This window comes from Desulfovibrio oxyclinae DSM 11498, from assembly GCF_000375485.1.
Taxonomy (GTDB): Bacteria; Desulfobacterota; Desulfovibrionia; order Desulfovibrionales; family Desulfovibrionaceae; genus Pseudodesulfovibrio; species Pseudodesulfovibrio oxyclinae.
Genome location: NZ_AQXE01000016.1, coordinates 32885 through 51386, shown reverse-complemented (window position 1 = coordinate 51386; position 18502 = coordinate 32885). Strand labels below are relative to the sequence as shown.

Annotated in this window: 13 protein-coding genes; 6 read left to right on the top strand and 7 right to left on the bottom strand. The window is 61.1% G+C overall.

The features are described from left to right. The 3 genes from ribH to B149_RS17495 form a co-directional block, all read right to left on the bottom strand. On the bottom strand, positions 1-468 hold the full coding sequence (ribH, locus tag B149_RS0114845) for a 6,7-dimethyl-8-ribityllumazine synthase (protein ID WP_018125958.1): 468 nt from the start codon (positions 466-468) through the stop codon (positions 1-3). 30 nt (positions 469-498) lie between these two features. Continuing rightward, positions 499-1713 (bottom strand): bifunctional 3,4-dihydroxy-2-butanone-4-phosphate synthase/GTP cyclohydrolase II, encoded by a 1215-nt coding sequence (locus B149_RS0114840; RefSeq protein WP_018125957.1) that lies wholly within the window; start codon positions 1711-1713, stop codon positions 499-501. Between the two features lie 310 nt (positions 1714-2023). Then, the gene (locus tag B149_RS17495) at positions 2024-2749 is read right to left on the bottom strand and encodes a hypothetical protein (RefSeq protein WP_018125956.1); all 726 of its coding nucleotides are present in this window, start codon (positions 2747-2749) and stop codon (positions 2024-2026) included. Positions 2750-2933: 184 nt separating this feature from the next. Here B149_RS17495 and B149_RS0114830 point away from each other — a divergent pair, with 184 nt between their 5' ends. The 6 genes from B149_RS0114830 to B149_RS0114805 all read left to right on the top strand — a co-directional run bounded on the left by B149_RS0114830 (position 2934) and on the right by B149_RS0114805 (position 13565). Next, positions 2934-3914 (top strand): glycosyltransferase family protein, encoded by a 981-nt coding sequence (locus B149_RS0114830; protein WP_018125955.1) that lies wholly within the window; start codon positions 2934-2936, stop codon positions 3912-3914. A 47-nt stretch (positions 3915-3961) separates the two neighbouring features. Then, positions 3962-4786, top strand: coding sequence for a TatD family hydrolase (locus B149_RS0114825; RefSeq protein WP_018125954.1), 825 nt, complete (start codon positions 3962-3964; stop codon positions 4784-4786). Between the two features lie 461 nt (positions 4787-5247). Continuing rightward, the gene (locus B149_RS0114820) at positions 5248-5937 is read left to right on the top strand and encodes an ABC transporter permease (protein WP_018125953.1); all 690 of its coding nucleotides are present in this window, start codon (positions 5248-5250) and stop codon (positions 5935-5937) included. A gap of 9 nt (positions 5938-5946) precedes the next feature. Beyond that, positions 5947-6696 carry an ABC transporter ATP-binding protein gene (locus B149_RS0114815; protein WP_018125952.1) on the top strand — a complete coding sequence of 250 codons (750 nt, stop codon included), beginning with the start codon at positions 5947-5949 and terminating at the stop codon, positions 6694-6696. Positions 6697-6699: 3 nt separating this feature from the next. Further along, positions 6700-11568: an FtsX-like permease family protein gene (locus B149_RS0114810; RefSeq protein WP_018125951.1), complete on the top strand. Its 4869-nt coding sequence runs from the start codon at positions 6700-6702 to the stop codon at positions 11566-11568. Then, positions 11565-13565, top strand: a complete 2001-nt coding sequence (locus B149_RS0114805) for a DUF6785 family protein (protein ID WP_018125950.1) — start codon at positions 11565-11567, stop codon at positions 13563-13565. Before B149_RS0114810 ends, B149_RS0114805 begins: the two co-directional genes overlap by 4 nt. A gap of 77 nt (positions 13566-13642) precedes the next feature. Here B149_RS0114805 and B149_RS0114800 read toward each other — a convergent pair whose 3' ends face one another. The 4 genes from B149_RS0114800 to ahbB form a co-directional block, all read right to left on the bottom strand. Beyond that, the gene (locus B149_RS0114800) at positions 13643-14404 is read right to left on the bottom strand and encodes a transporter substrate-binding domain-containing protein (protein ID WP_018125949.1); all 762 of its coding nucleotides are present in this window, start codon (positions 14402-14404) and stop codon (positions 13643-13645) included. A 944-nt stretch (positions 14405-15348) separates the two neighbouring features. Further along, complete coding sequence (gene serS, locus B149_RS0114795) at positions 15349-16623, bottom strand: serine--tRNA ligase (protein WP_018125948.1); 1275 nt, start codon at positions 16621-16623, stop codon at positions 15349-15351. A 121-nt stretch (positions 16624-16744) separates the two neighbouring features. After that, positions 16745-18007 carry a glutamate-1-semialdehyde 2,1-aminomutase gene (gene hemL, locus B149_RS0114790; protein WP_018125947.1) on the bottom strand — a complete coding sequence of 421 codons (1263 nt, stop codon included), beginning with the start codon at positions 18005-18007 and terminating at the stop codon, positions 16745-16747. After that, on the bottom strand, positions 18007-18495 hold the full coding sequence (ahbB, locus tag B149_RS0114785; protein WP_040373022.1) for a siroheme decarboxylase subunit beta: 489 nt from the start codon (positions 18493-18495) through the stop codon (positions 18007-18009). Before ahbB ends, hemL begins: the two co-directional genes overlap by 1 nt. Positions 18496-18502 lie beyond the last annotated feature (7 nt).

Here is an 18502-nt window from a genome sequence, read left to right as displayed (position 1 = left end):
TTACAGCTGCTCCATGACGCGGACGGTTTCCAGCAGAGCGGAAGCCGCTTCCACGCCTTTGTTGCCGGCCTTGGATCCGGCGCGTTCGATGGCCTGCTCCAGCGTGTCGCAGGTAAGGACGCCGAAGCTGATGGGCAGGTCTGTCTCGAAACTGGCCTGAGCCACGCCCTTGGCGCACTCGTTTGACACGAAATCGAAATGCGGGGTGGCGCCGCGGATCACGGTGCCGAGGCAGATCACGCCGTCGTACTTGCCGGAGCGTGCGAGCTTGCGCGCCACCAGCGGCATTTCATACGCGCCGGGCACGCGGATGAGGGTGAGGTCGCCTTCATCGGCGCCGTGGCGCACGAGATAGTCCACCGCACCGCCGGTGAGGCGATCCACGATGAAGTCGTTGAAACGGGCGGACACGATGGCGATCTTGAGCCCCTGAGCCTGCAGCTTGCCTTCGATGGTCTTGATGTTCATTGGAATATCCTCCGCGTCTGAAAGACGGTTCTATTCTTCATCCTCAAGGGTCAGCATGTGGCCCATCTTGGATTTCTTGGTCATGAGATACTTGTGGTTGATCTCGCACGCGCCCGCTTCGATGGCGACGCGCTCGACGATCTCCAGCCCGTAGCCTTCGAGGCCGACCATCTTCTTGGGGTTGTTGGTCATCAGGCGCATCTTGGAGATGCCGAGTTCCACCAGAATCTGGGCGCCCACGCCGTAATCGCGCAGGTCCGGCGGGAAGCCGAGCTTCATGTTGGCTTCCACGGTATCGTAGCCCTGATCCTGCAGATGGTAGGCGCGGATCTTGTTGCCAAGGCCGATTCCCCGGCCTTCCTGCCGCATGTACAGCAGCACGCCCTTGCCCTCGTTGCGGATCATGCACATGGCGTCCGCGAGCTGGTTGCCGCAGTCGCAGCGCAGGGAGCCGAACACGTCGCCGGTGAGGCACTCGGAGTGCACGCGCACCAGCACAGGCTCGTCGGGCTTGATGTCGCCCATGTACAGGGCGATGTGAGTCTTGTCGTCGGTGCTGGACTTGAACGCGGCGCTCTTGAAGTGGCCCCAGCGCGTGGGCAGTTCGGCTTCGGCCTCCTTGGTGACGGAGTAGTTGCCGAACTTCATGCGGTAGGCGATGAGGTCTTCCACCGAGCAGATCTTGAGCCCGTGCTCCTTGGCGAAGGGAATCAGGTCCGGCATACGGGCCATGTTTCCGTCCTCGCGCATGATCTCGCAGATCACGCCGGCGGGTTTGAGTCCTGCAAGGCGGCACAGGTCCACGGAGCCTTCGGTCTGGCCGGCGCGCACCAGCACGCCACCTTCCTTGGCCCGCAGCGGGAAGATGTGCCCGGGGGTCACGATGTCCTCGGGGACCACGTCGTCGGCGACGGCGGTGAGGATGGTGGTGGCTCGGTCGAAGGCCGAGATACCGGTGGTGACGCCCTCGCGGGCCTCGATGCTGACGGTGAAATTGGTGCCGAACTGGGATTTGTTGGACTGGGCCATGAGCGGCAGCTGGAGGCGGTCGACCATGTATCCGTCCATGGCCAGGCAGATGAGGCCCCTGCCGTGGGTGGCCATGAAGTTGATCATCTCCGGAGTGGTCTTCTCGGCGGCGCAGACGAGATCGCCTTCGTTCTCGCGATCTTCGTCATCCACCATGATGACCATTTTGCCTTGCCGGATGTCTTCAATGGCTTCTTCGATGGTGCACAGCGGCATATAGCTTTACCTCGTTGAAAGAACGTATTTCACGGGCCGGGAAACCGGCGCTTCGGTCGTGATTTTGGAACCCCTCTACTTACATTAAAAGGGTTCGATAAGGAAATGGAAAAATGCAGGGTTGAAAAGTGAATTTTTGCAATGAGATAACTCGTAAAATGGACGCTGTTTCAAAAGGCTGCGGATTTTCTTGTTATGCTGGTAGGGCGTCAGGCGCGAGAAAAACCCGTGCGGGCGGGCGTCCGGGCAATAAAAAGCCCGGCTCCGCAATGCTGCGGAACCGGGCGGTCAGTCGGGATGTCCTGACGGGTCAGATGCCGCTTGCGATGGCGTGGGCTTCGTCCGCGCCGCCGGAGAGAGTCACACCGCGCTCGCGGGCCATGCGGTCGAGCATGTTCATCTGTCTGCGCGAGAGCGCGCCGCCGTCGAGGCTGCGGCCCGCGTCATAGATGCCCACCACCTCGTCGATGACGGTGACGCTCCTTGCCCGCCGGTGCCAGTCGAGCATGTTCATGTAGTCGGCCTCGTAAAGCCCCTGGTGCCGCCAGCCACCGCAGCGGTCCAGCACAAGCTCGCGCGACAGGCACAGGCACAGCGGGTCGATGTTGCCCTGACGCACCACCGAGCCGCCGTCGCGCACCGGAATGTGCGGCTTGTCGAAGGCCAGCTGGGTGTCGATGCGTCCGATGATCATCTCCGCGTCCATGTGCATGAGGTAAACCTGAAGCGAACGGGGCTTCAGTTGATTGTCGTCGTCGAGGAAAATGATCTTGCGCCCACGCGAAATCTTCAGGAGCAACTGACGGATGCCGTTGCCCCAGTCGTTGTCGGGCGGAAAATTGATACAGCGCATGGGAAAGGACGCCGAAAGGCGCTGTCCTTTGATGCCGTCATAGCCGATGAGCATTTCCACCGATTCAGGTGGAAGTCCGGAGTGCAGAACCGCACGCTCGACGCTCTTCACCGCCATTTGCAGCGCGCGGGGCCGCCGTCCTGTGCTCGGTGTGATGATACTGAAGAGTACATTGCCGTCCATGGCCGTGCTCCCCTCCCTTCGCATCCTTGCGAAAGGGTTCGTCTTTGTTTGAGACAGTTCGGGTCAGACGTTGTATCGGACCGTTTGCCCGCTATCTTTAGGGGGCTTTTCCTGTTTTGGGAAAAAACGCCTAACCTTGCCAAAAAGCGTGGAGTATGCTCTCTGGATCGGAGGAGAATCGCACATGAAGACATGCATATTCCTGCCGCCGGTCAGCAAGCCCACGGGCGGCATCACCGTGCTCAGGCAGATCGCCGACATCCTGCACGCGGCAGGTCGCGAAACATACCTTGTTGCGCGGGACAGGGGCGGCTGGCGTCCCGGCGGGCTGAAGGATGAAGCACCGGTGCTGGAATGGGATGACCTGCAACTTGCCCCAGGCGACCGCTGGCTCGTGCCCGAAGGCTGGGTCAACGCCCTCGCTCCGGGGCTTGACTCGGGGGCGGACTGCATCAGCTATGTTCAGAACTGGGCCTATCTCTTCTCCTCGCTGCCGCAGGGCGTGACATGGGATCGGCTTCCCGTGCGTTTCTTCTCCGTTTCCGACCCGGTTCGCCAATTCATAGCCGAAACCGTGGGCCGCAACGCCCCCGAGCTGCGCCCCGGCATCGACCCCGAAATCTTCCACCAAGGCGCCGCCGCCCGGAACGGAAAAATCCGAGTGGCCTACATGCCCCGCAAGAACAAGTCGCTTGCCGCACAGATCATCGCCGCCTTCGAGGCCCGATGCGGCAGGGAACGCGTCCGCTGGGTGCCCGTGCAGGGCATGGACGCCTTCGGCGTGGCCGACACGCTGCGCAACAGCCATATCTTTCTCATGACCGGATTCCCCGAAGGCTGCCCACTGCCGCCGCTGGAAGCCATGGCCTGCGGCTGCCTCTGCACCGGTTTTTCCGGTTATGGCGGCTGGGACTACATGCGTCAGGCCGAAGCCGCGCCGCGCTTCATTCCATGGTGGCCGCTGCGCGATGTTTCCTGGGGCGGCAACGGCATCTGGAGCGCCGACGGCGACGTGCTCGACGCGGCCCTGTGTCTCGAAACCGCCGTAAAGTGGTGGGAAGGGCAGACGCCGGAACTGGCCGAGACCCTGGAAAATGCCCGACTCACCGCAGCCGCCTATTCCCCGCAGGCACAACGCGAAGCCGTCCTGCGTCTGCTTAGCTAGAAACGGGCGTTGATTCCCGGTCCGCTTGGGAGTATGACCGTCCCGTCATGGCAAAAAAGAAAAAGAAGAACAGACCCGAACCGGAAACCCTCGGCCTGCCCGCCGTCGGCGTCGAATCCCACGCCCATATGGATCTTGAGGAGTTCGACGAGGACCGCGAGGCCATTCTCGACCGCGCCCGTGCCTGCGGCATCAAGCATATTGGAAACGTCTTCCTTGGCCCCGATGCTTACGAGGCCAATCGCTCACTTTTCGATAACCATCCGGAAATATTCTTCCTGCTCGGCGTTCATCCCAACGATTCCGCCAGCTACGTGCCGTCCCAGATCGAACGGATGCGCGACCTGTTCCGCTCGGAGCCGCGTCTCAAGGCAGTCGGTGAAATCGGCCTCGACTATTACTGGGAACGCGTTCCGCACGACGTCCAGAAACGCGCTTTCGCCGAACAGCTCGAACTCGCCAAAGAACTGAAGCTGCCCCCGGTCATCCATTCCCGGGACGCGCACGACGATGCTGTAGCCGTGCTCAAGGAATGCGGCTTCGCAGGAAAGCCCGTGCTCTGGCACTGTTTCGGCTCCGGTCCAGACTTCGCTCGCGAACTGCTCGACCTCGGCTGGACCATCTCCATCCCCGGTCCCGTCACCTATCGCAAGAACGACGAACTGCGCGAAGCCGCGACCATCATTCCCCTCGACCGTATGGTCGTGGAAAGCGACTGTCCGTTCCTCTCCCCGGAGCCCTGGCGCGGCAAACGCAATCATCCAGCGCTCACCGGCTTCACCGCCGCCTTCATTGCCGAACTTAAAGGGCTCCCGGCCGAAACCGTCTGGGAAGAAACCGGGAAGACCGCAACACGGTTTTTCGGGTTATAGTGTGCCTCCGGCGGCCAGAGGAAGGGGAGGAGGGAACCTTTTCCAAAAGGTTCCCTCCTCCCCTTCCTCTGGACTCCTTCCCCTCCTCCTTCCAAAACGTTTTGGCTTNCCAAGCCGCATTGATGCTTTTCGAAAGCCAAAGCTCGTAAGCGGCTTGGCGGAGGCTGACGGTGGGCGTATGCTTTGAAAAATGTAACAGCCCAAGCAATTCCAAGTCGTTCAGCCAAGACCCACAAAGCCATAAATTCCCGTTAGCGGGGTTGCAGCTTGAACGCGGGGTATGCGGTCCCATGGCCCCAGCAGTTGCAACCCTGCTGACAACTCAGGGTTTCCAAAGGGGGCCCCGCCCCTTTGGGCCGCCTGAAGGGCCCGCCGGTGACACAAAGGCTTAATTGAAGGTGTAGTGAAAAAGGGCATCCGGGTCTTGTTTTCAGGCGCATAACCGCTTAGTGTCGAGGAACATGGAAAAAACAGTTTTCGGTTCGAACGACAGGAAGGGCATACGTCGTGCCATTGTGTTGCCTTGGAGCAAATCGTTTGAGATCAGCTTCAAGAGTTTGCGCGTGCGGTTTTTCCGTTCGATGATCACGGTGAGCAGTTTGGTGTTGGCGGTGGCGTTTCTGGCTTTCGTTCTGGTAAGTATCAACGTTGCCGAGGGCGTTCTGGTCAGCGGCGGCGAGGAAGCGGCGAAGAGGCTTCTGGATGCCGGGTATGATGTTCGGGCCGAGTCGGGCACGGTGGCGATGACGCCGAAGGAGCGGTGGATCGTGTTTCTCTCCATGCTGGTTTGCGTGGTGGGGATCGTGAATGCGCAGCTCATGTCGGTGACCGAGCGGTTCCGTGAGATCGGCGTCATGAAATGTCTTGGTGCGCTGGATACGATCGTGTTGCGGCTTTTTCTTTTGGAGGCCGCCATGCAGGGGATTTCCGGTTCGCTGGCAGGGGCGCTTGCCGGCGGGCTTTTTGCCTGGCTGACGGGGTGGATTCGCTTCGGGTTCGATGCGGTGACGTCGATACCGTTGGGGAGCCTTGGGTTGTCGTTGGGAGCCGCCTTGCTCGGCGGTTTGCTGCTCAGTGTGGCGGGAGTGCTGTATCCCGCGGTGGTGGCCGCCCGAATGCGGCCGGTGAATGCCATCCGGGCGGAACATTAAGGGAGAGCGATGAATCAGGACAAGCACGTCATCGTCCGCGTCGTCAAGGTCAGGAAGACGTTCACCATGGGCAAGGTGGAGGTCGAGGCACTCAAGGGCGTGGACCTTGAAATCTATTCCGGGGAGTACATCTCCATCATGGGGCCTTCGGGTTCGGGGAAGTCCACGCTGTTCAACATGATCGGCGGGCTGGACAAACCTTCGGACGGCAAGGTGTTCATCGACGAGGTGGACATCTCGCAGCTTGACGCCTACGAGCTGGCGTGGCTGCGAAACCGCAAGATCGGCTACATATTTCAGACGTTCAACCTGATTCCCGTCATGAGTGCGTTGGAGAACGTCACCTTGCCCATGACCTTTGCGGGCATGAACGAGGATGATGCGCGGGACAAAGGCATGGAGCTGCTGGAGCTTGTGGGGTTGCAGAAGCGGCACGACCACAAACCGCTGGAGCTTTCGGGCGGGCAGCAGCAGCGCGTGGCCATTGCCCGTGCACTGGCGAACGATCCTTCCATCATTCTGGCGGACGAGCCCACCGGCAACCTCGACCTGACCACGGGCGAGGAGGCCATCGAGATTCTGCGGTCGCTCTCGGCTGATCGCGGCGTGACCATTATTTCCGCCACGCACGACTACAAGATGCTCAATGTTTCCGATCGGGTGGTCTGGATTCGCGACGGCATGGTGGACCGCGTGGAAAACCGTGAAGAACTGGATATTTCCGTGGGCGGCATCCAGCAGCCCGGAAAAGGGAGCTGACGCATGCGCCGCGCCGCTCTTCTTGCGATTCTCAGCCTGCTGTGCCTGCTCGTCTCGGTTCCGGCGTTTGCCGGACCGCAGGGAGATGCGGTCATCGAGGAGCTGTCTTCGATACCGGATCGCACGCCGGGCAGCGAAGGGGCGCGCGAGGCGGCTTCGATCGTCCTGAAGCGGCTTGAGGATATTACCTCTCAGCTTCCGGGCACCAAATCCGGCAGGCAGACGTTTCGTGTGGGGCGGGTACACCGTGGCGGCGCGACCATTTCGCTGGAAGGGTCCGAGGCGGTATACCGTCCGAAACAGCTGACTTCCAACGCGCTAGCTCCGGGTGCCATCCCGCCGCCGGGGTATTCCGGACCGGCGCTGTATGCGGGCATGGGGACGCTTTCGGAGTTCACCGGGCTCGACGCCGAGGGCGCGGTGGTCGTCATGGAGCTTGCCTCGGGCAAGAACTGGAACAATGCGGCCATGCTGGGGGCACGGGCCATCATCTTCGTGGGGCCGGGCAGGGATATCCAGAATGCCCGCAGCCTTTTTTCCATCAAGTACGAGCCTACCCCGGTGGACCTGCCTTTCCTCTGGCTTCCGGAGGATCAGGCCGAGGCGCTTCTGGGTGCGGATTTCCGTCAACGCGGTCCCCGTGATCTGGGGAAATGCACGCTTACCGCCGATGCACGCTGGACGCGCGAGCAAGGGGAAAACGTCTGGGTCCACATTCCGGGCGCCGATCCAGAGCTTGCCGACGAGTTGCTGATTGTTCAGGCATTCCATGACGCCGGGAGCTGGGCTGCCGGTGCTTCTCCGGGGGCCGATCAGGCCGCGTCCGCTGCGGCGCTGGCCGATGTCGCGGCGAAGTTTGCCGACAACCCTCCTGACCGGAGTGTTCTTCTGCTCTCTGCGGGGGCTTCGGCGCAATCGCAGCTCGGGATGCGCGAGTTCACGCAGGCAATTGCCGTGGACGACGACGCGTTGCGGGAACGTCGCCAGCACCTTGAGAAACGACTTTCCGATGCCGAGAAGACTCTTTGGCTCTTGGAACGTGACAACCCTCTCGATCTGGAGATGCTTGAGTCCGATACGGACGAGGAGCTGTTGCGCACGGCTTTTCGGCGCGTGGTGCGCGACCGGGAGGACGTGCTCACCACGGACCTCATGCGGTTGCGACTGCTCGGCAAGGCCGCCGATCAGAACGAGATAGACCGGCTTGCCAAACAGCGCATGGAGCTCAAACGCTTGCAGTGGGTGCAGGCCACGGGCGGCGACGTCAGTCTCAAGGAAAACGAGCGGGCGCTGCTCGGGACTTTTCTGAGGGAGGCACGCAGGCAGGAGCGCCGCATTGTCGAGGACGCGCGGCAGCAGCTTGAGGATATGAAGAGCCTGTTCGAAGTGCGCGATCTCGTGGGGGACAGGCCGGTGGCGGCCCATGTGGGACTGCATCTTTCCAGTCACGGCAACGGGGTAGGCGGATTTGACAAGGGCTGGCTCTATCACCTCAAGCCGCACGTGAACCGCACCCGCTTTTTCTCAGTCATTCACGACATCATGAACGAGGCCGCGGCCAAGCTTCCCCGGGAACTGAGTTCGCTGTATCAGGGAACGCTCAGGCCCAGCGCGGTGCGCTCGTGGCAGAGCTATCTTCCGGACAACCCCGAGATGGGCGGCGAACCCATGGCCATTGCGGGACGTCGCGGTTTCACGTTGGCCACGCTGCACGACGCGCGTGCCAAGTGGCATACGCCGTTCGACACGCCCGACGCCATCGACAGAGACTTTCTCGATCGGCAGTCCCGCACGGTGACGGCCCTTGTGGACGCTCTTGCGCGCACGCCCATGCAGAATCCCGGGGAACTCAAGAAGAACCGGTACTGTGTCCTGACCGGGCGGGCCAACCTGCTTCGCAAGGGCGAGATATTCCCGGACAAGCCCGGTACCGGCGGGGTCATGCTGGCCTTCCAGTGGACCACGCGCATGTATTCCATGGTGGACTCCGAAGGCATCTTCCGCGTTCCGGGGCTGGCGAGCAAGAAGATCAGCTATCACAAGGCTGTCATCGAAGGGTTCGGCTTTGATCCTGATACCGGACTCGCCGAGTGGGCCATCAACAAGCCCAAGACCGGCAAGGCCAACTACCGCGTGAAGATGAGCCGTTCGCAGATGGAGACGGGGCTGACCCTCTTCAACTGCACGCAGACCACGCTCTACGACATGTTCGACCCGCGCACGTTCAAGTACCTGTACCGGCCGAAGCTCATCGATGCGCGCACCGAAGCGCCGCCGCTCAACTACTGGTACAGCCGCCTCGACACGCGCTGGTCCACGCTGGGAACGCTCTTTCTGGAGCCGGATACGCCCATCAAGCTGACGCTTTCCGATACGGTCATCGACAAGAAGGTGCTCCTGCTCAATGCCGACAAAAAGCACCCCATGGGCAAGGGCTACCTCGCCAAGAACTGGCCGGTCATCCCCCTGACCGAATACCGCGCCGCGCGGGACATGTGGCGGCTTCTGGCCCCTCGTATCCGCGCGCTGGAGAGCCGGGGCATCGTCAATGACCGCATCCGCGGCCTCTGGCAACGTGGTCTCGACGATCTCCAGCGGGCCGAGGAGCTGCGCGAAGACCGCAATTGGCGCAGCTTCGTGGAGTCCGCCCGCGCTTCGCTCTCAAAGGCCTCGCGGGTGTACAACGACGTGGACAAGACCCAGCAGGATGTGCTGATCGGCGTGTTGTTCTATGTGGCGTTGTTCATCCCGTTCGCCTACTGCATGGAGCGACTGGTCTTCGGCTACGCGGACATCAAGAAGCGAATCGTGGCCTTTCTGGGGATGCTCGGGCTGGTCATCGGCGCCATCTATGCGGTGCATCCGGCCTTTGATCTGACCTACAGCCCCCTTGTGGTGGTGCTGGCGTTCTTCATCCTCGGGCTTTCGCTCATTGTCGGGCTCATCATCTTTTTCCGTTTCGAACGGGAGATGGTGGAGCTTCAGCAACGTTCCAAGCACATCCGCATATCCAACCTGAGCGCCACCGCGGCCTTCGGGGCGGCCTTCTCCCTCGGGGTCGGCAACCTGCGCAGGCGACCCATCCGGACGGCCCTGACCCTGATCACGCTGATCATCCTGACGTTTACCATCATGAATTTCACCACCGTGAAGTCGGTGCGCGAGAAGGGCTGGTCGCGCTTCAGCGATACCGCCACGTACGAGGGGCTGCTGCTTAAATATTTTAATTGGCAGGACATGCCGCTGGAGTCGCTCTCCGTGGCCCGCTCCGCGTGGGGCAAGGAAGGCATTGTCACTCCGCGCGCATGGTACGCTCCGCACGACATGTCCCGGGCGGCGCTCATTCCCGTGAATAAGGGGGACAAGGAAGCGGCCGCGCGCGGCGTGGTCGGCCTCTCGCATCTCGAACCCATGGTCTCCGGGCTGGATTCGATCCTTACCAGCGGACGCTGGTTCAAGACCGGCGAACGCGCCGTGGTCATGCTGCCCGAGCGCATCGCCAAGCAGCTGAACGTGGACCCGGAAGACCCGACACGAAACATGGTGGACATCTGGGGATTCGACCTGAAGGTGGTGGGCGTCTTTTCGGACACGGGCCTGCGGGACAATCCTGACCTTGACGGCGAGCCGATCACGCCCATCGTGTACCCCAACGAGGCGGCGTCGAGACTCTCCGACGTGGAGGCCGAGGCCATCGACGAAGGTGAGGAAGTGGTCTCGTACCAGTCTCGCTATCGTCACATCCCAGGCTACGAAACCGTGATCATCCCGGCCCACGTGCTGCTCTCCTTGGGCGGCGGCGCGGGCAAGCTCAAGGGCATCGNGGTCAAGCCGCTCACGTCGGAGCAGCCCGGCGGCGACCTAGGCGATCGCTTCGGCATGATGATCTTCCGGGGCGGCCCGGACGGCACCTCGCTTTACTACACGGCCAATACCGTGAGCTATGCGGGTGCGGCCAACATTCTTATCCCGGTGCTCATCTCCATCCTGATCGTGCTCAACACCATGATCGGCAGCGTGTACGAGCGCAAGGGCGAGATCGCGGTCTACACCTCCATCGGCCTCGCGCCGCAGCACGTGGCTTTCCTGTTCATCGCCGAGGCGCTGGCATTTGCGGTCATCTCGGTGGTCTTCGGTTATCTCTTGGCACAAGGGGCGGCCGCGTTCCTTGCCGGTACGCCGCTGTGGGCGGGCATGACCGCCAACTATTCCTCCACTGCGGGCGTGGCCGCCATGCTGCTGGTCATCGCCGTGGCGCTGGTCTCATCCATATATCCGGCCAAGGTGGCGGCGCGCATCGCCATCCCGGACGTGAACCGTTCATGGACCATGCCCGAACCCAAGGGCGACACGCTGACGGTGGAGTTGCCGTTCCTCATCAAGCTTTCCGAGCAGTTCAGTGCGGGTGGGTTCCTGCGCGATTACTACATGGCGCATCACGACGTTTCCCACGGCGCGTTCTGTACGGATGAGGTGGAGTGCACCTTCGTGGACCGGGACCAGTCCGCCTTCCGTGACCAGTCCATCCTTTCCGGACTCACCGGCGAACAGCTGGATCACGACGACTTCTGCTTCGATATGAACCTGCGCGCATGGCTGGCACCCTTTGATTTTGGCGTGAGACAGAAGGTGCATATCATCTTCTGCCCTTCGGAAATCTACAAGGGATTCAGACAGGTGCGTGTGAGCATCACGCGTGAGGCAGGAGAAGCCAAGGCCTGGCAGAACCTCAACCGAACCTTCATCAATGATCTCAGAAAGCAGCTTCTGGCCTGGCGCTCCCTCGACGAGGAAGCCAACGAGAGCTTCGCGAAAGACCTGCGCAGCCACATCGACCGCAAACTCGGCGGCGTGAAGGAGGATCTGGCATGAACGGAATACGAATCCGCTCGATGGTCCTCGGCCTGATCTTCGGCATCGTCATGAGTGCGGTGACCCCCTACAACAGCGCGGTGCTCGGCAACACGCCGGTAGGGTCCGGCTCGTTCCCGCTGGCACCGTTCTTCATCGCGGCATGGCTTTACGTGATCTGCGCGGTGCAGTCCTCTGTCGGCGGCGGCAGGCCGTGGCTGCGCGGCTCGGAAATACTCGTCATCTGGGCCATGACCGCATTGTTTGCCACCATTTCCTACGGCGGGCTGGCCGAGAGCTTCTTCGTGAACATCACGGCTCCGGAACGCTTCGCCTCGGAAGGATACCGCTGGGCCGAGGCGCTTCAACCATTCCTGCCCGACGCGTGGTACCCCTCGGATCCGGACACTGTGAAGCTGCTCTACGACGGACTTCCCGACGCCCGCGAGATGAACTACGGCGAAATCGCGGCGGGCATCCCGTGGATCTCGTGGCTGCCGGTGCTCGGCGTCTGGTCCGTGTTCATCCTTGCGTCCTATTTCGTGATGATCTGCCTGATGCGGCTCTTCGGTCGCCAGTGGGTGGTCAATGAGCGCGTGACGTTTCCCATGCTGCGCACCCCGCAGATAATGGGAAAGGCGCTGGACGACGGACAGTCCGGCCAACTCTGGACCAACCGCTTCCTGCTCTGGGGCCTTGCGCTGGCCCTGTGTCTGCACGCGGTCAACGGTCTGAGCAAATACTATCCGGTCATTCCGGAAATCCCGACGCTGATTCTGGCAGGGAAATATTTCCCCAAGTTCGGGCTGTTCTCCGGCTTCCACAAGCTCAAGCTGGCCATCGTGCCCGCCTTCATCGGTTTCGCTTTCCTGACCACGCGGCAGATCAGTTTCAGTCTGTGGGGTTTCCACATACTGGCGGGGCTGCTATTCGGCCTGCTCTACGTGCTCGGTTGGCAGCTTCCCGAGGCCGCCCTCGGGACCACCTTCGGTCCTGACCTCGCGCGTCCGGAAGCGGCCCAGACCATAGGGGCCTACGTCATATTCTTCATCTTTCTTGTCTGGCTCGCCCGCCATCACCTCAAGGAAGTCTGGATATGCAGTGTGCGTCCGGTCTGCGCTCCGTTCATCAGCGGCGCGCCGGAAAGTGCGGAAGCGCCCAAGGAATGGACGCCGCCCATCTGGCCGTTGTGGGGAACCGTCTTCGGGCTGCTTTTTCTGGCTGTCTGGTGCTGGTACTTCGGCCTGCCGCCGCTGGCGGCCCTGCTGCTGCCCGGCGCGTTCTTCATCGTGATGCTGGTGACGGCCCGCGCCGTCTGTCAGGGAGGCATCCCGTTCCTGACGCTCACCGCCGCGCCCAGCGACGGCCTTACCGGCCTGTTTGGCTCGGGCTTCTTCGGCTCCGCCGGAATCGCCGCCACCGCCGTCATGCAGAAGGTGCTGTTTCTGGACGTGAAAGACTCGGTCATGCCGACCCTGTTCCACTCCTGCAAGGTTTCGGAGCGCTCCATCAAACGCAGGATGGTCATCGGCGCGCTGGGGCTTTCCCTTGTGCTGGCGGTTGCTGCCGGCTTTGCCGTGATGCTCATGCTTTGCCACAAATACGGCATCCGAGAGCTGAATCTCGACTGGGCCACCCAGACCGTCATCGCCAACTACGAGAGCGCACAGCGGCTCGTGGACGTGCCCACCGGGCCCAACAAATGGATGATCATCTATTCGTCCGCAGGCGCGGTGGTCATGGGGCTGCTTATCTTCTGCTACTACCGTTTCCCGTGGTGGCCCCTGCATCCCATCGGGTATCTCGTCTGCTACTCGGACACGCTCAAGATTCTGTGGTTCAGCATGTTCCTCGGCTGGCTCTGCAACCACCTGTGCCTGCATTACGGAGGCACCAAGCTCTACAACAAGCTGCGTTTCCTGTTTGTGGGGCTGATTCTGGGAGACTTTCTGTCAGGTGGATTCTTTGCCGCACTCGGCGCGTGGACACGTACCGTTTACAACGTGTTCCCGTTCTGATGTCAGCGGTGTCACCTGAATACGTGGCATGACGCAAGAAAGGCCAAGGCGCTTGCGATGAGGCGGAAAAGAAGGAATCAGATAAGCTTGGGACGGCGGGACATGCGCGTGAAGATGAACATGGCGAAGCCCACGAGCAGCGCGGCCGCGCCCAGTCCAAGTATGTCCCACAACCTCAGGCTGCTTTCCCCTTCCTGAGGGATCCAACTGGAGATGATTTCCTCTTTTCGTTCGGCCGGGATGTTCTGGAATCCTTCATTGATCAACATAACCAGTTGATCGCGCCCACGTTGAACCGCAGGTTGCAAATCACGCTCATAGGCGCGGTCCATCCAGAGAAATCGACTCCGTTCACCCATCTGCTCCAGCTTCCATTCCGCGAGTGCAGTATCCATCAGGAAAAAAGACACGGAGCCGCGTTCCAGAGCATAAAACAGTGCCTCGGCACTCGGATAGTAATCCACCCGGACGTCGCGCTCGTTGTCCCGAAGGTAATCCACAGCATAATCACCCATCACCACGGCAAGCGGTTCATCAATTTCCGAACGCACTTTTCTGACAGCAAGGTGTCTGGATGCAAAGTAGCTGCCGGAATATTCGACGAAGGCACCGGCAAAAGCCAGCTTCATGGCACGTTCCGGGCTGTAGAACAGTCCCCCGATGACATCAGCACCGCCGTTTTCGATCAGCGTGAAAGTGTTTTGCCATTCTGTGAGCCGAAAACAGACCGGAATGCCGGTCGCACCCTCCCACTCGCGCCAGAGATCAATGATAAGCCCTGCAGGCCGGCCTTCATCATCCAAAAAAGACAATGGCGGCATGGACTTGGCATGGGTCACGATGATGCTCTCCGGAACAGCGCTTGTCCGGGAAAAACACTCGGTCGGAACAAGGACCGACAATAATATGCAGAGCACCATCCATCGCATCGGTAGCACGTATCAGACTTCGTAAAGAGTAACAACTAAAGGTTTGGAAAATTGTGAAGCTTCAAGGCCTGCCGGTTGATTTGGCTAAAGTCTCCGCAGAGGGGGAGTGCGCATTGAAGTTCTTTGAATGTTGCTTTGTCAAGGAAGTCCGTCAGCCAAGACGTACGGAACTATAATCCCCGTCAGCGGGGTTGCAGCTTGGACGCGAGTAGTGCGAGCGCATGAACCCGGCAGCTGCAATCCCGATGACAACTCAGGGATTCCAAAGGGGGCCCGCCCCTTTGGTCCGCCCGAAGGGCCCGCCGGAGGCCTTGCTGTTCCGCACGAGTTGCAGGTTTCGGCCTGTCGGCCGACCTTCTTTTTTGCTTGCGCAGAAAAAAGAAGGCAAAAACTGCGCTTTTGGGGGTGCGCCGCCGCTCTCGGCGAGAGGCTCTATGACACGGTCACTGCTCCGGGTGAAACGTTTGTGGATACAACCACCACCCGGACCTGCGTGACCGGTCAAAAGAGCCTCTATGCCTCGATCGGCATTGCTGCGGTACTTGGTTGGCGGGAGTGGATGGTTTGATGGGAGTTCCGAAGGGAAATGTGTGAGCTGAGAGAGCCCTATTAAGCTGAACTCTGCTAACGAAGTCCGTCAGCCAAGACGCACGGAACTATAATCCCCGTCAGCGGGGTTGCAGCTTGGACGCGAGTAGGGCGACCGCATGAACCCGGCAGCTGCAATCCCGCTGACAACTCAGGGATTCCAAAGGGGGGTCGCCCCTTTTGTCCGCCCGAAGGGCCCGTCGGAGACAAAAAGAAGGCCTTGCGCGGTCCGCGCAAGGCCTTCTTCATTGAGTTACCGTATGGGTTTAGGCTTCGATTTTTTCGAGGCCGCCCATGTAGGGGCGCAGGGCTTCGGGCACGATGATGGAGCCGTCTGCCTGCTGGTAGTTTTCGATGACTGCCACGAGCGTTCTGCCTACGGCGAGTCCTGAGCCGTTGAGGGTGTGGACGAACTCTTTCTTTTTGGAGTCCTTGGGCTGAAACTTGATGTTGGCTCGTCTGGCCTGGAAGTCTTCGCAGTTGGAGCAGGAGCTGATCTCGCGGTATTTGTCCTGTCCGGGCAGCCAGACTTCGAGGTCGTAGGTTTTGGCGGCGGAGAAGCCCATGTCACCGGTGCACAGGGCGATGACGCGGTAGTGCAGGCCGAGTTTCTGCAGAATGGTCTCGGCCCGGGCGGTCATGGTTTCAAGGGCTTCGTAGGATTTATCGGGGTGGGCGAAGTTGACCATTTCCACTTTGTAGAACTGGTGCTGGCGAATGAGTCCCTTGGTATCCTTGCCGTAGCTGCCTGCTTCGGAGCGGAAGCAGGGGGTGTGAGCGCAGAAGAGAATGGGCAGCTGATCTTCGCTGAGCACTTCGCCGGAGTAGAGGTTGGTCAGGGGCACTTCGGCGGTGGGGATCATGTAGTAGTCCCAGCCTTCGAGTTTGAAGAGGTCTTCCTCGAATTTGGGGAGCTGTCCGGTGCCGGTCATGGTCTGTCGGTTGACCATGGTGGGGGTGACCATCTCGGTATAGTCGTGTTCGGTGACGTGGGTGTCGAGCATAAACTGGGCGAGGGCGCGTTCGAGGCGTGCGGCCCAACCTTTCTGGACGCAGAAGCGCGAGCCGGTGAGCTTGGCGGCGCGTTCGAAGTCGAGGCCGTCGAGTTCGGTGCCGAGGTCCCAGTGTTCGCGCGGGGTAAAGTCCATTTCGGGCTTTTCTCCCCAGTAGCGCAGGACCGGGTTGTCGTCTTCGGATTCGCCGAAGGGCACGCTCTCGTGCGGGATGTTGGGAACGGCCATGAGCCATTCCTTCTCGGCGGTTTCGACTTCGGAGAGTTCGGCGTCGAGCTCCTTGATGCGGGCCGAGACCTTGCCCATGCGTTCCATGATCTCGGTGGTGTCCTGCTTTTCGCGCTTGAGCTTGCCGATTTCGGCACCGGCCTTGTTGCGTTCGGCCTTGAGTTCTTCGACTTCGTTGATGAGCTTCTTGCGGTTGGCGTCGAGGGCGGCGAACTCGTCCACGTCGAGGTTGGCGCCTCGGCGTTTGAGGGCTTCGCGAACCTTGTCCGGGTCGTTCTGCATCAGTTTCAGATCAAGCATGGATCGTCTCCAAAAATGGGGTATGCCTCCCGTGCCGGATGCCGGGTCGGGAGCGGCGGGTCTTGTGGAAGGTTCCGCCGAAAGATCGGCCCTCCGCGGGGAGGGCCGTGGTTGATTCACATTAGAACTTCACGTTCCGGGCCGCTTCGAGGGTTTTTTCGAAATCTTCGTCCGTGTGGGCGAAGGAGGTGAAGGTGCACTCGAAACCGGCAGGGGCCAGATTGACGCCCTGTGCCTGCATCTGCTGCCAGAAGGTTGCGTAGGTGTCGGCGTTGCTGGCTGCGGAACCGCGCTGGTCCACCACCGGCTGATCCGTGAAGTAGATGGTGAAGGCTGAGGCCATGCGTACCAGCGTTGCGGGCTGTCCCTTTTCGCGCAGGATTGCGGTCAGCTCTTCGGCGAGCTTGGTGGTGCGCTGTTCGAGGGCGTCGTAGTCGCATTCCTGAAGGCGCTTGAGAGTGGCGTATCCTGCGGCCATGGCCACGGGGTTGCCGGAGAGGGTTCCGGCCTGAAAGACGCCGCCGCACGGGGCCATGTGGTTCATGATCTCGCGCTTGCCGCCGTAGCAGCCCACGGGGAAGCCGCCGCCGATTATCTTGCCGAGCGTGGTGAGATCCGGCTCGATGCCGAAACGCTGCTGGGCGCCGCCGATGCTGAAGCGGAAACCTGTGATGACTTCGTCGAAGATGAGCAGGGCGCCGTACTTGGTGCACAGGGCGCGCAGCCCTTCGAGGAAGCCGGGTTCGGGCAGCACGAGGCCCATGTTGCCTGCCGCGGGTTCCACGATGATGCAGGCGATGTCGTCGCCGTTTTCGGCGAAATGCTTTTCCACGGCTTCGAGGTCGTTGTAGTGGGCAAGCAGGGTGTGCTTGACGATGTCCTCGGGAACGCCGGGGGTGCCGGGCACGGTGGCGGCGGCGGAGCCTGCGGCGGCGAGGAACGAGTCTGCGTGACCGTGGTAGTTGCCGATGAACTTGACCACCTTGCTGCGGCCGGTGTAGCCGCGCGCCAGCCTGAGGGCGGACATGGTGGCCTCGGTGCCGGAGGAGACCATGCGCATCATCTCCATGGAGGGGATGAGCTTGGAAATCTCTTCGGCCAGAAGAATTTCGCCTTCGCAGGGCGCGCCGTAGCTGGAGCCGAGATCGACGGCCTTGTGGGCGGCGTCATTCACGGTCTTGTCGCAGTGTCCGAGAATCTGGGGTCCCCAGCTCAGGACGTAGTCGATGTATTCGCGACCTTCGACGTCCCATACGTGAGAGCCTTCGGCGCGGGCGATGAAGGCGGGTTCGCTCTTGACGTAGCGGCAGGCGCGCAGGGGACTGTTGACGCCGCCGGGCATGAGGGTCTGGGCCTTGGCGTAGAGTGTCTTGGAGTCCATCATCAATCCTTGTCGTATTTGAAGTAGACCATGGAGGTCTTTTTGAGTTCGCGCAGGCTCCTGAGGGTGCAGTGGTCAGTGATGCCGACCTTCTTTTCCAGATCCGCGACGATCTCGTCGGTCTCGCCGGGGCGCTTGCCGTGGATCATGGTGTAGAAGTTGTACTGCCACTCGGGATAGGTGCGGCGCACGTAGCAGTGGCTGATGGCGGGACAGGATGAGAATATCTCGCCCGCTTCATCCACGCGTTCGTCGGGGATTTTCCATGCGACCATGGCGTTGTGTCCGTAACCGGCCTTCTGGTGCCGCAGGGTGGCCCCGAAGCGACGGATCACGCCGCGCGCCTTGAGGGTCTTGAGAAGGCTGATGACCTCTGCCTCGTCGGCTCCCGCGGCTTCTGCGATGGCCTTGAACGGCTCGGGGCCGTCAGGGATGTCGCCGCCCGCCAGCGCGAGGATCCGTTCTTCTTTTTCCGTGAATTGCATAGCCATGCGCATG

Bases quoted from the DNA above. Each gene is read 5' to 3' on its own strand.
- serS (WP_018125948.1), bottom strand. From the start codon at position 16,623: ATGCTTGATCTGAAACTGATGCAGAACGACCCGGACAAGGTTCGCGAA.
- B149_RS17495 (WP_018125956.1), bottom strand. From the start codon at position 2,749: ATGGACGGCAATGTACTCTTCAGTATCATCACACCGAGCACAGGACGG.
- B149_RS0114815 (WP_018125952.1), top strand. From the start codon at position 5,947: ATGAATCAGGACAAGCACGTCATCGTCCGCGTCGTCAAGGTCAGGAAG.
- ribH (WP_018125958.1), bottom strand. From the start codon at position 468: ATGAACATCAAGACCATCGAAGGCAAGCTGCAGGCTCAGGGGCTCAAG.
- B149_RS0114830 (WP_018125955.1), top strand. From the start codon at position 2,934: ATGAAGACATGCATATTCCTGCCGCCGGTCAGCAAGCCCACGGGCGGC.
- B149_RS0114840 (WP_018125957.1), bottom strand. From the start codon at position 1,713: ATGCCGCTGTGCACCATCGAAGAAGCCATTGAAGACATCCGGCAAGGC.
- hemL (WP_018125947.1), bottom strand. From the start codon at position 18,007: ATGATGGACTCCAAGACACTCTACGCCAAGGCCCAGACCCTCATGCCC.
- B149_RS0114825 (WP_018125954.1), top strand. From the start codon at position 3,962: ATGGCAAAAAAGAAAAAGAAGAACAGACCCGAACCGGAAACCCTCGGC.
- B149_RS0114805 (WP_018125950.1), top strand. From the start codon at position 11,565: ATGAACGGAATACGAATCCGCTCGATGGTCCTCGGCCTGATCTTCGGC.
- B149_RS0114820 (WP_018125953.1), top strand. From the start codon at position 5,248: ATGGAAAAAACAGTTTTCGGTTCGAACGACAGGAAGGGCATACGTCGT.
- ahbB (WP_040373022.1), bottom strand. From the start codon at position 18,495: ATGGCTATGCAATTCACGGAAAAAGAAGAACGGATCCTCGCGCTGGCG.